Genomic DNA, 14,493 nt, shown 5'->3' with positions numbered 1-14,493 from the left:
AGTACCGGAGACAGCTTCATGGATGAACGGCAACTCGAAGACCTGATCAGCAAGACGGCCTTGCTGATGGAGCGCTACCAGCGGCTGTGCACTGAAATGAGCGAGCAGCAGACGCAGCTTTCAGCCGCACTGAACGGGTTGACGCAGTCCCTGCCCGGCCAGCTTCGTGACGGCACCGATGCCGCCATTGCCGGCCTCAGCGGCGAGGGCGCTGCGGCCGTCAAGCAGGCCTTGCTGGGGCCGGTGAGTGCGTATGAGCAGCAACTGGCCGCATCGGCCGACCATGTCGGTCGCAGCATTGATGCATTGTCCGCGGAGGTGAAGCGCCTGCAGTTGGCTTCACGCGGCGTGCTGTGGAAGAGCCTGGCCATCACCGTGGCCGCAGTTGCGGTGCTGCTGGGCGGTGCCGTCTGGCTGGGGGGGCGCTACCAGACGGAGATCGAACGCAGCCAGATCGAGGCCGACCTGCTGCGCGCCTACAACCGCGCCGATGTGGTGCTGTGCGGAAAGGAGCAGTTGTGCGCCAACGTGGAAACGCGCGGCGCGGGCATGGGTGAAAATGGGCGGTACCGGGTGGTGCGTCCCCGCCAATAGGCGGGGACGGCCACGACGTGATTACGCCCTCGCAAACACCAGATGGCCACTCTCGTTGCCGACCTCGATGGTGTCGCCGTTGACGAAGGCCCCCGAGAGGATCTTCTGCGCCAGCGGGTTCTCCAGCTGTGCCTGGATCGCGCGCTTCAGCGGACGTGCGCCATACACCGGATCGAAACCGACGTTGCCGAGCAGGTCGAACGCTGCATCGGACACCACCAGCTTCAAGCCACGCTCGGCCAGGCGCCGCTCCAGGCCACGCATCTGGATGCGCGCGATCTGCTTGATCTGCTGCTTGTCCAGCGGGTGGAACACCACGATGTCGTCCAGGCGGTTGATGAACTCCGGACGGAAGTGCGCCTGCACCACCCCCATCACCGCGGCCTTCATCTGCGTGTAGGCCTCCGGGCTGTCATCGCTGCCCATGTCCTGGATCTGGTGCGAGCCCAGGTTGGAGGTCATCACGATGACGGTGTTGCGGAAGTCCACGGTGCGGCCCTGGCCATCGGTCAGGCGGCCATCGTCCAGCACCTGCAGCAGGATGTTGAAGACATCCGGGTGGGCCTTCTCCACCTCGTCCAGCAGGATCAGCGAGTACGGGCGACGGCGCACGGCCTCGGTCAGGTAGCCACCTTCCTCGTAGCCCACGTAACCCGGGGGCGCACCGATCAGGCGGGCGACGCTGTGCTTCTCCATGAACTCGCTCATGTCGATGCGGATCATCGCGTCGGCACTGTCGAACAGGAATTCGGCCAGCGACTTGCACAGCTCGGTCTTGCCCACGCCGGTCGGGCCGAGGAACAGGAACGAGCCACCCGGACGGTTCGGATCGGACAGGCCGGCACGCGAACGACGCACCGCATCGGAGACGACCTTGATCGCCTCTTCCTGGCCGACCACGCGGTTGTGCAGCACGTCTTCCATGCGCAGCAGCTTGTCGCGCTCGCCTTCCAGCATCTTGTTGACCGGGATGCCGGTCCAGCGCGAGACGACCTCGGCGATCTCCTCGTCAGTAACCTTGTCCTGCACCAGCTTGAAGTCGTTGGCATCCAGTTCCTGCGCAGCGGCCAGCTGTTTTTCCAGCTGCGGCAGCAGGCCGTACTGGATTTCGCTCATGCGGGCGAAATCCTGGCGGCGCTGCGCGGCTTCCAGATCCAGCTTCGCCTGCTCGACCTGCTCCTTGATCTTGGTCGCGCCCTGCAGCGCAGCCTTCTCCGACTTCCAGATTTCATTGAGGTCGGAGAACTCGCGCTCCAAGCCCTCGATGTCATTTTCCAGGTCGGCCAGGCGCTGCCGCGAGGCATCGTCCTTTTCCTTCTTCAGCATCTCGCGCTGGATCTTCAGCTGGATCACCCGGCGTTCCAGGCGGTCCAGTTCCTCCGGCTTGGAGTCGATTTCCATGCGCAGACGCGAGGCGGCCTCGTCCATCAGATCGATGGCCTTGTCCGGCAACTGGCGGTCGGTGATGTAGCGGTTGGACAGCGTGGCGGCGGCAACGATGGCCGGATCGGTGATCTCCACGCCGTGGTGCACCGCGTACTTTTCCTTCAGGCCACGCAGGATCGCGATGGTGTCCTCCACCGACGGCTCACCCACGAACACCTTCTGGAAGCGACGCTCCAGCGCGGCATCCTTTTCGATGTACTTGCGGTACTCGTCCAGCGTGGTGGCACCCACGCAGTGCAGCTCGCCACGGGCCAGCGCCGGCTTGAGCATGTTGCCCGCATCCATCGCGCCATCGGCCTTGCCCGCACCCACCATGGTGTGCAACTCGTCGATGAACAGGATGATCTGCCCTTCGCTCTTGGCCAGGTCGTTGAGCACACCCTTCAGCCGCTCTTCGAATTCACCGCGGAACTTGGCGCCGGCGATCAGCGCGCCCATGTCCAGCGACAGCACACGCTTGCCGCGCAGGCCCTCGGGCACTTCGTCGTTGATGATGCGCTGGGCCAGGCCCTCCACGATCGCGGTCTTGCCCACGCCGGGCTCGCCGATCAGCACCGGGTTGTTCTTGGTGCGGCGCTGCAGGACCTGGATGGTGCGACGGATTTCCTCATCGCGGCCGATCACCGGGTCGAGCTTGCCGCTCTCGGCGCGCGCGGTCAGGTCGATGGTGTACTTCTCCAGCGCCTGCCGCTGTTCTTCGGCGTTTTCCGACTGCACGTTCTCGCCGCCACGCAGCTTGTCGATGGCGGTCTGCAGGCGCGCCTTGTCGGCGCCGGCGGCGCGCAGCGCCATGCCCAGCGTGCCGCTGTCTTCCAGCGCGGCCAGCACGAACCACTCGCTGGCGATGAAGGCATCGCCGTTCTGCTGGGCCAGCTTGTCGGTGTGGTTGAGCAGGCGCCCGAGGTCATTGCCCATCGACACGTTGCCGGCCTGGCCGGATACCTTCGGCAGCGCATCCAGCGCCTCGGCCAGGCGCTCGCGCAGCACCGGCACGTTCACGCCGGCCTGGGCCAGCAACGGGCGCGTGCTGCCGCCCTGCTGGTCCAGCAGCGCGCTGAACAGGTGAGCAGGTTCGATGATGCTGTTGTCGCGGCCCACGGCCAGCGACTGCGCGTCGGCCAGCGCCTGCTGGAAACGCGAGGTGAGCTTGTCCATCCGCATTGCGAATCCTCATCGGTCATCAGTGCCGGCCGCGCCGGCGATGCAGGGAAGATGCGGTTGCCCCACCCGGTTTCAAGGGTGGCTGCGACTGCACCTTGGCGTCGGTCAGCCTGCGGCAAGCATGCGCCTGGAGGCGTAGGCAGCGCGTTGATCCCGCGCAATCCGTGCACAGGGGCTGGCACCCGGTCCCCGCCAATGCCATACTTGCGAATCATTCTCATTTCGATCCATGCGCGACCGCGCCTTCCGCATGCACGCACACCACGAGCAACTCGGCACGCTGTACCGCGACCACCACCGGTGGCTGAAGGGCTGGCTGAGCGGCCGCGTAGGCAATCGCGATGTAGCCGATGACCTCACCCAGGACACCTTCGCGCGCCTGCTGCAGGGCCGCGATCTGGCCGCGCTGCGCGAGCCGCGCGCCTTCCTGACCACGGTGGCGCGCGGGCTGGCCGCCAATTGGTTCCGCCGCCAGGCACTGGAACGCGCCTACCTGGAGTACCTGGCGCAGTGCCCCGAACCGGTGCTGCCCTCGCTGGAGGAGCAGGCGCTGGTGCGCGAAGCGCTGCAGCAGATCGACGCGATGCTCGACGGCCTGCCGGCGATGGCACGCAGGGTGTTCCTGCTGGCGCAGTTCGATGGCCTGCGCTACGAGGCCATCAGCGAGCAGCTGGGGCTGTCGCTGTCCACGGTGAAGCGGCACATGAAGCGCGCACTGATGGGCTGCCTGGCGCACGCCTGCTGAGCATGGGCGTCGACGCTGCAGGCGAGCGGGCGCTGCCACCACGCGTACTGGAACAGGCCGCCGACTGGCTGATGCGCCTGCACGAGGATGGCAGTGCCGTGCAGCGCGCGCAGTGGCAGCGCTGGCACGATGCCGACCCCGACCATGCGCGTGCCTGGCAGCGTGCCGAACGGCTGCTGGCGCTGAGTGGCCAGGTACCCCCTGCCCTCGCCCACGGCGCGCTGCAGCGCCCCGCATCGCCAGGACGCCGCGCCGTGCTGCGCAGCATCGCCGCCCTGCTGGTCGCGCCGCTGGGCGGCTGGCTGGCCTGGCGCCTGTACGACGGTGCCGCCTGGGATGCCAGCGTGCGCACCGCCGTGGGCGAACGCCGCCGCCACATGCTGGACGATGGCAGCGAGCTGCAGCTGGACACCGACACCGCCGTGGACATCGCCTTCGATGGCCAGCAGCGCCTGCTGCGACTGCGGCATGGCCAGGTGCTGGTGGAGACCGCACCCGATCCGCAACAGCCTGCGCGTCCGTTCCTCGTCGCTACGCCGCAGGGCATGGTGCAAGCGCTCGGCACCCGTTTCAGCGTGCGCTTGTTTACCGACGACGCCCTGCTGGTGGTACAGCAGGGTGCTGTGCGCATCGACGTCGGCACCCTGCAACGTCAGGTCGACGCAGGGTCGCAGCTGCGCTGGAGCCAACAGTCGCTGCTACCACCGCAGCCTGCCAGCGCCGGCACCGATGCCTGGACCCACGGCATGCTGGTGGCCGATGCCCTGCCACTGCAGCAACTGGTGCAGGAACTGGGCCGCTATCACCGCCGCTGGCTGCGTGTGGATCCAGCCATCGCCGCACTCCCCGTGTCCGGTGCCTACCCGCTGGATGATCTTGATCGCAGCCTGTCAATGATCGCGGCGACCTACGCTGTGCAGGTCCAGTCGGGCCTGTGGACCCAGCTGCGCCCCGCCGCCACGCGCGGATGACACTTTTTCCTGTTTCGGGTGGCAGAGGGAGTGAAGCCCTTTATTCCTCCCGATCCCCATGCCCATGAATTCCAACCACCTACGCGTGAGCCTGCTGGCCGCCGCCCTCGTTGCCACGCCCGTATTCGCCCAGACCACAGCTGACGCGCCTGCGGCAGCACCTGCCACAGCCGCGCCGCTGGGCAGCGCGTTGAGCACCTTCGCCGCCGAACGCGGGGTTGCCCTGTCCTTCGACCCTGCGCTGACACGCGGCCGCCAGGCAGCACCGATTACGCCAGGCCTCGACCTCGATGCGGGGTTCACTGCCCTGCTGCAGGGCAGCGGCCTACGTGCAGTCCGCCGAGCCGATGGCAGCTACACGCTGCAGGCCGCTCCCGCGCCAGCGGCGACGGTGCGCCAGATGCGTCCGCTGCGGGTCGGCAGCGTTGCCTCGCGTGACTTTCTGTACGCCGAAGGCATGACCCTGGACCAGGACTACCTGCAGGGCTACGCCAAGGGCAACGGAGACCTGGGCTCCCTGCTGCGCATCAACCCCGCCGTGCAGTTCAGCAATACCGGCTGGAGCGCGCGCAACGGCGGAGAAATCCGCCCGGTGGACTTCTCCATCAACGGCGCGCCGTTCTACCAGAACCTGTTCCTCATCGACGGTGCGAACTTCAACAACGATCTCGACCCGGCCAGCAACGCAGCGCCCGGCCACAACGGCGATGCGTACTCGACCATCAACGTCCCCAGCGCCGCACAGGGCATCACCGTCGATCCGGACCTGCTGGAAAAGGTCACCATCTATGACAGCAACGTGCCTGCGGCGTACGGCGGCTTCACCGGTGGCGTGATCGACGCTACAAGCCGCACGGCCGGTGACAGCCTGTCGGGCAAGGTGTGGTTCCGCATGGCCCGATCGGCGTGGAATGAGCTGATCATGAATCCGGGCCAGGCGGAGAATTACGAAGAGTCGGCCCAGCCGAGCTTCCAGAAGGAATACGACAAGTACAAGTTGGGCGCACGCCTGGAAGGACGCACGCGCAATGGCATCGGACTGATCGGCACCGTCACCCGCACCCGCTCGGAGATCCCGCTGCGTGCATACACCGCCGGCAAGGTGAGCCCGACCGATGACTTCAAGCGCACGCAGGTACGCGAAAGCACGGCGGCGAGTCTGGCCGCGGACTGGAACAACGGTGAGGGCCTGCAACTGCGGGCCAACGTGAGCTACTCGCCCACCGATGACACCTACTTCGTGGTCAACACGCGCAATGCCTGGTTCAACCTGAAGTCCGGTGGCCCGGTGGTCTCGCTGCGCGCCGACTACGATACCGGCACGTGGTCGTTCGGCAACGCGCTGACCTACAGCGACCTGGAGAGCTCGCGCAGCAGCGACTACGGCTACTACAAGCTCTGGGCCCGTTCAGAAGAGAAGGACTGGGGCGTCAACAACTACAGCCAGGAAGGCAGCTGGGGCAACGTCGACCAGCATGACCGCAAGATCGGCTACCGCTTCTCCGCCAGCCGGGAACGCTTCCAGTGGGGCGCCACCGAACATCACCTGACCTTCGGTGCAGGCGTACAGCGACGCGATGCCGCCTATGAGCGGCTGAACGATCACTACAACTTCCAGACGCCGACGGCGGCCACCAGCTGCATGTTGAGCACCGGGGTGGAGGACACCGAGTCCTGCTCGCTGTCGCCGGTCTTCACGCGCACCTCGACCCTGGTGGCGGGACAGGGACAGTACTTCAGCAAGCTGGTGCTCTACCACGCAGGCGCGTTCAAGGTATCCGGTACCGAGTGGGATGCCTACCTGCAGGACGACATCCGCATTGGCAATTTCAGCCTGCGCCCGGGCGTGCGCCTGGACCGCAATGATTTCTGGAAGGGCACCACGCTCTCGCCGCGCTTTGCCGCGTCGTGGGATATCGGCGGCACCGGCAACAGCGTGCTGAGCGTTGGCCGCAACCGCTACTACGGGCGCAATTTCTTCACCTATCTACTGAGCGAAGGCCGCGAAGCCCTGCAGGAAGAACGGAACCGCACCAGCAGTGCGACTCCGTGGGACAGCATCGAGGGCACGCGCGCGACCACAGCCAACCGCGTGGCCGATCTGGATACGCCGTATACCGATGAGTGGTCGGTGGCGTGGCGCCAGCAGTTCGCCGGCCTGGACATCAACGTGAAGTACGTCGACCGTAGAAACCGTGGCGACATCATCCGCAAGCGCATCACCGATCCCTACGACAAGACCGTCTACAAGACGGCGTTGTTCGAGTATGCCAACGCGGGACGCAGCAGCAGCGGCACCTATACCCTCTCGGTTTCACCGCAGGAACCGCTGACGGTGTGGGGCACGCGGTCTACGGCGCAGCTGGCGCTGGACCATACTGAATCAAAGCGCAGCTACAACACCTATGAAGATGCCAGCACCACCATCGGCGATTTCTACGAGCTGATCAGCTACCACGGCAACGCCATCCATCGCTACGACCTGCCTGCCCTCGACTACGTACGCCCGTGGTCGGCGCGGCTGGCAACCCGCACCGAGATTCCCGCTGCTGGGCTGACCTGGTCCAACTTCTTCAGTTTCCGCGCAGGGTACGAAGGACTGCTGAAGACAAACCGGTACGAACAGCATGGCGATGACCTGCTGGTGGTCTATGAGGACGTGCGCAACCCCAGCGGCTGGACCTGGGATACGACACTGCAGTACGCCATTGCGACCCGGGCCAATCAGGAAGCCTACGTACGGGTGGAAGTACAGAACGTACTCAACCGCAGCAACCGCATCACCGGCACCACGCCGACGGCAACCTACTACGAACCCGGTCGCAGCTACTGGCTGGAACTGGGCTACTCGTTCTGAGTCTGGGGCCCGGCGGCAACCTGCCGGGCCATTGTCGATGAAACGTCCGCATCCCCTGCGCCTCGCCCTGCCCGTCGCCGCCCTGTTGCTGGGCAGCGCGGGCACGCCTGCACCCGCGCAGGACACGCCCTGCCCCGAGGTGCTGCCCGCACGACCGGACAGTGCCTGCCTGCGCGCGCTCTACAGCGGCCCCAGCACGCGCTGGCCCGTGCCGGAAGTCGAGCCCGGCGTGGCCTGGCAGGAACTCGCGCCACTGCCGGCACCGGTAGATCCCGCAGACAATCCTTCGACGCCGGCCAAGGTGGCGCTTGGGCGGCGGCTGTTCTTCGATCCGGTCCTTTCGAAGTCGCGGCAACTGGCCTGTGCCAGCTGCCACGACCCGGATCTGGGCTGGGCCGATGGCCGCCGGGTGTCGTTCGGCCATGACCGCCAGGCCGGCCGCCGCAACGCGCCCAGCGTGGCCGCCAGCGCACATGTGGCACCGCTGTTCTGGGATGGCCGCGCCGCCACGCTGGAAGAGCAGGCGCTGCACCCCATCGCCGATCCCATCGAAATGGGCTTCACTGCCCAAGGTGCCGTGCGTCGCCTGCGCCGCGATGCATCCTATCGTCGTGAGTTCAACGAGGTGTTCGCGCAGCCGCGTATCAATGCCGCCCAGCTCGGCCAGGCCATCGCCGCCTTCGAGCGCAGCCTGTCACCGCGCAGCAGCCGCTTTGATCGTTTCCTGCGTGGCAATGCGCGTGCACTGGATGATGCCCAGCTGCGCGGCCTACACCTGTTCCGCACCCAGGCCGGGTGCATGAACTGCCACAACGGCGCGGCGCTGACCGACAACGGTTTCCACAATCTGGGCCTGCACTTCCACGGTCGCCCGCGGCAGGATCTGGGCCGCTACGAGGTCACCGGTGATCCGGCCGACAGCGGCCGCTTCCGCACGCCAACGCTGCGCGGCGTGGCCAGCACCGCGCCGTACATGCACAACGGGTTGATCCCGCGCCTGTCGGGCGTGCTGGCGTTCTACAACGTGGGCGGCGCGCGCCCGCGGGCACCGGCCTCGCTGCCGGCGGGCGCAGCGCCGTTCCCGCAGCCTGATCCGCTGCTGCGGCCGCGCGGCTTGAGCCGCCAGGATCTGCAGGACATCGAAGCGTTCCTGCAGACCCTGTAGTCGCGGATCAGCTGCTGGCGGCCGGTGCGGCAACCGGTTTCGGCGGAAACAACGGCGGCGCTTCCTCGACGCTGACCGGACAGCCGTAAGTCCCCGCAACATCCATGTACAGGCTGTAGCGCCGGGTCGAAGCGAATCCCGCGCGCCACTCCTGGTAGAACACGGTGTCCGCCGCAGGCGTCAGCACCAGATCGACAGGCACGCTCAGCACTTCCTGGCCGATCATCACCGGTACGTTGGCAACCACGTACTCGATGTCTTCGCTGCCCTCGATGGTGACCACGTTCTTGCGCTGTACCAGCGCCTCTGCCGGGACCGCAGGGGGTGTCATCTGACGCACCTGGAAGACACCGTTGAAGCCCGTATCCATCTTGACCAGCACATTGCTCTTGCCCGTGCGGATCGGATAGCGCAGTTCATGCACATCACCCCACAAGCTGGACAGCGTGGCCATCCGCCGTGTGCACGGCACCATGCTGTTCGGCGCCTGGATCACCAGCGAATCCTTGTTGATCCGCACCCGGCCCAGCGCGCGCAGCACGTCCAAGCCGATGCGCGGCAGGTCATCCGTGCCCAGCACCGCAAAGGACACATCGCGGACCGGCAAACCACCGATATCCAGCTCGACCGGCGTTGCCAGCGCGTACAGACGGCCGGCCTGGCCGTCGGCCGCCATGAAGCCCTCGGTCAACGTCAGGCCCAGTTCGGCCGCCAGCGCGCGACCGATGCGCGAGTGCGCTGCGCCTGTATCAACATGCACTCGCAGTTCGCGCTCGCCCGTGGCAGTGCGCACGTTCAATGTGAGGATCGGCAGTTCGTTCTCCAGCTGAAGCGGAACGCTGATATCGGTCGCAGGGGCCTGCACCGGGATGGCATGGCGCGGCCAGGTGGTGAAACGCTCGAACGCCGGCTCGTTGATTCCCGCCACGTGGATCTCTCGTTCGTTCTTCAACAGCGGCAGGATGTCCCGCTTCAGCTGTACGCGAACCCGCAGCATCTGCGTGGCCCATCCCGCGATGTCGCCCTGCATCAGCAGGTTGCCGGCCAGGGTTGCCGAGCACAGGTACTCGATTCCCTTGGTGCTGTCGGCCGGTTCATTGGCCACCGCCTGCAGGCACAGCCGCGCTGCTTTGCTGGATTCGTCGAGTTCACCGCGCACACGGAAGTAACCTGCCCTGCCCAGCTGCCCCCTCGCACTCGATCCTTTGCCCATTGCCTGCAGCGGGGTCAGCTCGGCCACACGCACGTTGCGTGTATAGCGATAGGGATCTTTCAGTACGCTGCCGGGCCGCTCCGGATCCGCACTGTCCGGCGTCTGCGCTGCCGCGCCCGAGGCCACGACGACCGCGAACGCGGCACCCAGTCCCAACCAGCCTCGATGCATCAAGGTTACTCCTGTCTACCCGATGCCCGACCCTAGCATGTCGGCACGTGGCGCCGCACCCGCCAGATATCAGCCGCGCGTCACCGCACTGCGGATCGCGCGCAGCTGCTGCTTCACCGCGCGCTCCTGCGTCGCATCCATGCGCAGCAGGGCCTTCTGCCCCACCGAACGCGACTGCAGATCGGGATCGGCGAAGCGATAGCGGCCCCGCTCATCACGCACCACGGCCAGCGGTCGCGCCGGTTCCGGGGTTTCCAGCAGATGATCGATCACCGCCACCAGGCGGTCGTTGAAGTAGCCCTGCGGCCGCCCAAGGTCGACGTAGGCCTGCTGGATGAGCGGATAGAAGCGCTTGTACGCCGTGCCCGCCGCTGCCGGATCGAGCGCGGTGAACGCCTGCACGTAGGGCGCATAGCGCGCCGCGTTGCCTGCGGCGATCTGCTCGCCGTTCTCGCCGGCTTCCACCTGCAGGCTGCCGGGCAGCGGCCGCGTTGCCAAGGCCGAGGGTGGCACGCTGGTCTTGTCCAGGTTGTCCACGTGGGTGACCAGGCGTTGGATCAGGTGGTCACGCAGCAACAGGGCCAGTCCACCTTCGCCATTGAACAGGCCGCTCAGCGCGGTCCATGCTGCGGTATCACTGTCTTCCATCTTCGGCAGCGCCGGATCGGCAGCGGCGTCGGTGTCGAGCGGATGCTGGATGGCGGATGTCGACGGCGTGGGTTCAGCGGTGGACGCTGCAGGTGGTACCGCCGTCGAAGGTGCGGCGGCCTGGGTGGGCACCTCCACACGATCAGCCAGGTCCTGCCACTGATCGCGGAACAACCACGCGCCCGCACCGCCCACTACCACCACGCCCAGTACCCAGGGCCACACTGCTTTTCCACTCTTCTGCATGATGCATAACCTCGCTCTGCAAACTGCTTGAACAACGTCAGACCTGCACGCGTATCCGGGGTTCCCGGCCACACTCCACCGCGCGCTGACACGTTTACACTTCATCTTCGCGCAGGTCGCATGAATGCCCGCTTCGCCCAGTCTGGAGTTCCAATGAAACACACTGCGACACTTCGGCTGTTCCAGCCCGGCATCGTGCTGTTTGATGCCAAGGTGTTGGATGCATTCCTACGGCAGCACCTTGCACCGGGCGAAGAACCTTTCAGCAGGTTCGTCGATGATCCGGCAGTGGGTGATGCGGCCACGCGGGCGGGTGTGGTGCTGCCGATGTATCCCATCGAAGAAGATGACTACGCGGTTTTCATTGAACCGTCGCGTATTCCCGAGGGCGCGACACGCTGCTTCAGCCATCCCGGCGCCCCGCTGCGGGTGGACAGCGGCGTGTTGATCGCCGCCGACCTGCACGCGGTGATGGCCTGGGATGCGGATTTCTTCCTGCACTACCGGCAGCGCCTGCAGGAACGCCTGCCAAACAGCGACTATCTGGAGGTGGCGCCGGGCTGTTACGACGTCGCCATCCATGGGTACATCGGCCTTCCGCAACCGCACCCTCCACAGGGCTATGGGCTGCAGCTGCGGCCCGTGGCCGGACTGTCCGCGATGCATGTAGCGGACGATTTCGACTTTGCACTGCCGGTCGCACCGCCGCAGGCCTGAAGCCAGGCGCTGACATCACCCACGCCCGGCGCTCACGCCTGCTTTGCGTCCATGCAGCGACTCTGGCGGCTGGTTCGTTGCGAAGGGACAGGACATGCACTACGCGCTGTATTACTGGACCGGCATCCAGGGCCGTGGCGAGTTCGTACGGCTGGCACTGGAAGATGCAGGTGCCAGGTACGAGGACATGGCACGCATCCACGGCGATGCGGTGATGGAACCGTTCCTGCGCGGCCAGACCGAGGGCGGCCAACCCTTCGCACCACCGTTCCTGAAAGCCGGGCGCCAGGTGATCGCGCAGGTCGCGGCGATCCTGGATTTCCTCGGCCCCACGCTGGATCTGGTGCCGCGGGCTGCTTCACGGCGCATGCAGGCCCTGCAGCTGCAGTTGACGATTGCCGACCTCGTCGCCGAAGTACACGACACCCACCATCCGATTGCCGCATCGAAGTATTACGAGGACCAGAAAGCCGAGGCCAAGGCGCGCGCCACGGCGCTGCGCAGCGAGCGCCTGCCGAAGTTTCTCGGCTATTTCGAGGAGGTGATCGAGGCCAACGGTGGCCGCCACCCGCTGCGCCAGCATTCCTATGTGGATCTCTCGCTGTTCCAGCTGCTGAGCGGGCTGGATTACATGTTCCCGAAGCGGATGCAGGCGCTGGCACCCACCCTGCCCCTGCTGCGGGCGCTGCAGGAGCGGGTGGCGAAGCGGCCGAACATCGCCGCGTATCTCGCCTCGGAGCGGCGGCTGGCGTTCAACACCAACGGCATCTTCCGCCATTACCCCGAGCTGGATCGCGAGACCTGACGCCGGGCCATGCCCGGCGTCCCCCGTCAATGTCCGGCGTCAGCCAACGGCTTCACCGGCTGCTTCTGCAGCGACAGCAGCCCCAGCAGCACGGCCAGCGCCACGTAGGCACCCGCGAACTGCCAGCTGATGATGCGTGCCAGGCCCTGCAGGTCCCACGGCAGGTAGATGCCACCGCGCGGGTCGACCGAATGGATCAGGCCGAACAGGGTCAGCGCCGCCGCCACCAGCAGGAAACCGCAGGCGCGGCGCAGGCGGCCGTCGACCATCGCCGACACCGTGGCGATCCACAGCATCGAGGTGATGATGAAGCCGTTGCCCAGCGCGAAGATCACCGCCAGTTCCGGCAAGCCATGGCCGTCCACGTGGGTCAGCAGCGCGCCCATCTGGTCGGCCGGAATCCAGCCCGGCGCCTTGATCGCCAGCAGGTACGCCGCCGACGGCAGGAAGCCCAGCACCATCGCACCAGCATGCTGGCGCGGAGTGGCCTGGAAGGCCTGGGTGGTGATGTCGATGGACACGTAGACGATGATCGGTGCCAGCACCGCCAGCGGCAGCCACTGCACCAGCCCGGAGATGATGCCGAGCATGCCGCCGATGCCGACGAACAGGCCGGTCAGCAGGGTGTAGCCGCTGCGCGCGCCCATGTGCTTGTACGCCGGCTGGCCGATGTACGGCGTGGTCTGGGCGACGCCGCCGCAGACACCCGCCACCAGCGTGGCGACTGCTTCCACCAGCAGGATGTCGCGGGTGCGGTAGTCATCGCCGGCCGCGCGTGCGCTCTCGGACACATTGATGCCACCGACCACCATCAGCAGGCCGAACGGCAGCAGCAGCGGCAGGTAGGTCATCGCCGTCGGCAGGCCATCGATGAAGCCCAGCGTGGGCAGCGGCAGCACCACCTGCGGCGGCACCCAGGCCGGCACCTGGAAGCCCGGCACGCCGAGCCCGGCCAGGCCAAGGCCGTAATAGAGGACGGTACCGAACACGAAGGCCAGCAGCACGCCCGGGCCACGAACCGGCAGTTTGCCCTTGGCGATCAGCACGTACAGCAGCAGGCCCAGCGTGGTGAAGCCGACCAGCGGCGAACGCAGGGTTTCCAGCAGCGGCAGCAGGCCCATCAGCACCAGCGCGATGCCGGCGATGGAGCCCAGCAGCGCCGCACGCGGCAGTGCACGGGTCACCGCTTCACCAAAGAAGGACAGGATCAGCTTCAGCACGCCCATGATGACCAGCGCGGCCATGCCCAGCTGCCAGGTGGCGATGGCTGCGGCGTGCGGGTCCATGCCCTGCTGCTTGAAGGCAACGAAGGCCGGGCCGAGCACCAGCAGGGCCATGCCGATGCTGGTCGGCGCGTCCAGGCCCAGCGGCATGGCGGTGACATCGTCGCGGCCGGTGCGCGCGGCCAGGCGCCGCGCCATCAGGGTGTAGAGCAGGTTGCCGACCAGCACGCCGAAGGCGGTGCCGGGGAACATGCGGCCAAACACCACGTCGGCGGGGAACTGGAACATGCCGATGAGGGCCATGGCGATGAAGCCAAGGATGGAGAGGTTGTCGACGACCAGGCCGAAGAAGCCATTGAAGTCGCCAGCGACGAACCAGCGGCGTGGTGCGGCGGGAGCGGGAGCGGACATGGAAGGGGCGGTGGGGGTGGGGACCGCCGATGGTAGGCCCAGCTGGGCCCGGGCGCCAATTCCGTCGTGGAATGATGGGTTCCAGCCAACGGCGAGGCCCCTCGTGGCTGGGTTTCGAAC

The 14,493-nt window shown here is 66.6% G+C and carries 11 protein-coding genes; 7 read left to right on the top strand and 4 right to left on the bottom strand.

Going from position 1 to position 14,493, the window contains the following annotated elements:
- Window positions 1–18: 18 nt before the first annotated feature.
- On the top strand, window positions 19–594 hold the full coding sequence (locus IAE56_RS01610; protein ID WP_200751215.1) for a relaxation protein: 576 nt from the start codon (window positions 19–21) through the stop codon (window positions 592–594).
- A 21-nt stretch (window positions 595–615) separates the two neighbouring features.
- Here IAE56_RS01610 and clpB read toward each other — a convergent pair whose 3' ends face one another.
- Window positions 616–3,201, bottom strand: coding sequence for an ATP-dependent chaperone ClpB (gene clpB, locus IAE56_RS01605; RefSeq protein ID WP_200751214.1), 2,586 nt, complete (start codon window positions 3,199–3,201; stop codon window positions 616–618).
- Between the two features lie 229 nt (window positions 3,202–3,430).
- Here clpB and IAE56_RS01600 point away from each other — a divergent pair, with 229 nt between their 5' ends.
- The 4 genes from IAE56_RS01600 to IAE56_RS01585 all read left to right on the top strand — a co-directional run bounded on the left by IAE56_RS01600 (window position 3,431) and on the right by IAE56_RS01585 (window position 8,939).
- Window positions 3,431–3,946 carry a sigma-70 family RNA polymerase sigma factor gene (locus IAE56_RS01600; RefSeq protein WP_234455820.1) on the top strand — a complete coding sequence of 172 codons (516 nt, stop codon included), beginning with the start codon at window positions 3,431–3,433 and terminating at the stop codon, window positions 3,944–3,946.
- A gap of 2 nt (window positions 3,947–3,948) precedes the next feature.
- Window positions 3,949–4,917, top strand: a complete 969-nt coding sequence (locus IAE56_RS01595; RefSeq protein ID WP_200751213.1) for a FecR domain-containing protein — start codon at window positions 3,949–3,951, stop codon at window positions 4,915–4,917.
- 64 nt (window positions 4,918–4,981) lie between these two features.
- On the top strand, window positions 4,982–7,774 hold the full coding sequence (locus IAE56_RS01590) for a TonB-dependent receptor (protein WP_200751212.1): 2,793 nt from the start codon (window positions 4,982–4,984) through the stop codon (window positions 7,772–7,774).
- Window positions 7,775–7,811: 37 nt separating this feature from the next.
- Window positions 7,812–8,939, top strand: coding sequence for a cytochrome c peroxidase (locus IAE56_RS01585; protein WP_200751211.1), 1,128 nt, complete (start codon window positions 7,812–7,814; stop codon window positions 8,937–8,939).
- 7 nt (window positions 8,940–8,946) lie between these two features.
- Here the strand turns inward: IAE56_RS01585 and IAE56_RS01580 are convergent, their stop codons facing one another.
- Both IAE56_RS01580 and IAE56_RS01575 read right to left on the bottom strand, forming a co-directional pair.
- Entirely contained in the window at window positions 8,947–10,323 is a 1,377-nt protein-coding gene (locus IAE56_RS01580) for a retropepsin-like aspartic protease (protein WP_200751210.1), read from the bottom strand.
- A 69-nt stretch (window positions 10,324–10,392) separates the two neighbouring features.
- Window positions 10,393–11,217 (bottom strand): DUF3014 domain-containing protein, encoded by an 825-nt coding sequence (locus tag IAE56_RS01575; RefSeq protein ID WP_200751209.1) that lies wholly within the window; start codon window positions 11,215–11,217, stop codon window positions 10,393–10,395.
- Window positions 11,218–11,337: 120 nt separating this feature from the next.
- Between IAE56_RS01575 and IAE56_RS01570 the strand changes: the two genes are divergently transcribed.
- Window positions 11,338–11,934, top strand: a complete 597-nt coding sequence (locus tag IAE56_RS01570) for a hypothetical protein (protein WP_200751208.1) — start codon at window positions 11,338–11,340, stop codon at window positions 11,932–11,934.
- A gap of 94 nt (window positions 11,935–12,028) precedes the next feature.
- A complete protein-coding gene (locus IAE56_RS01565) occupies window positions 12,029–12,739 on the top strand; it encodes a glutathione S-transferase (RefSeq protein ID WP_200751207.1) in 711 nt (236 codons plus the stop codon).
- Window positions 12,740–12,765: 26 nt separating this feature from the next.
- Here the strand turns inward: IAE56_RS01565 and IAE56_RS01560 are convergent, their stop codons facing one another.
- Entirely contained in the window at window positions 12,766–14,373 is a 1,608-nt protein-coding gene (locus tag IAE56_RS01560; protein ID WP_200751206.1) for a hypothetical protein, read from the bottom strand.
- Window positions 14,374–14,493: the final 120 nt, after the last annotated feature.

This window comes from Stenotrophomonas sp. S41 (assembly GCF_016624625.1).
Lineage (GTDB): Bacteria > Pseudomonadota > Gammaproteobacteria > Xanthomonadales > Xanthomonadaceae > Stenotrophomonas.
This window is presented reverse-complemented; position numbering and strand designations above follow the sequence as displayed.

Excerpts from the sequence above, each read along its gene's own strand:
- IAE56_RS01610 (WP_200751215.1), top strand. The coding sequence starts at position 19 with ATGGATGAACGGCAACTCGAAGACCTGATCAGCAAGACGGCCTTGCTG.
- clpB (WP_200751214.1), bottom strand. The coding sequence starts at position 3,201 with ATGCGGATGGACAAGCTCACCTCGCGTTTCCAGCAGGCGCTGGCCGAC.
- IAE56_RS01600 (WP_234455820.1), top strand. The coding sequence starts at position 3,431 with ATGCGCGACCGCGCCTTCCGCATGCACGCACACCACGAGCAACTCGGC.
- IAE56_RS01595 (WP_200751213.1), top strand. The coding sequence starts at position 3,949 with ATGGGCGTCGACGCTGCAGGCGAGCGGGCGCTGCCACCACGCGTACTG.
- IAE56_RS01590 (WP_200751212.1), top strand. The coding sequence starts at position 4,982 with ATGAATTCCAACCACCTACGCGTGAGCCTGCTGGCCGCCGCCCTCGTT.
- IAE56_RS01585 (WP_200751211.1), top strand. The coding sequence starts at position 7,812 with ATGAAACGTCCGCATCCCCTGCGCCTCGCCCTGCCCGTCGCCGCCCTG.
- IAE56_RS01580 (WP_200751210.1), bottom strand. The coding sequence starts at position 10,323 with ATGCATCGAGGCTGGTTGGGACTGGGTGCCGCGTTCGCGGTCGTCGTG.
- IAE56_RS01575 (WP_200751209.1), bottom strand. The coding sequence starts at position 11,217 with ATGCAGAAGAGTGGAAAAGCAGTGTGGCCCTGGGTACTGGGCGTGGTG.
- IAE56_RS01570 (WP_200751208.1), top strand. The coding sequence starts at position 11,338 with ATGAATGCCCGCTTCGCCCAGTCTGGAGTTCCAATGAAACACACTGCG.
- IAE56_RS01565 (WP_200751207.1), top strand. The coding sequence starts at position 12,029 with ATGCACTACGCGCTGTATTACTGGACCGGCATCCAGGGCCGTGGCGAG.
- IAE56_RS01560 (WP_200751206.1), bottom strand. The coding sequence starts at position 14,373 with ATGTCCGCTCCCGCTCCCGCCGCACCACGCCGCTGGTTCGTCGCTGGC.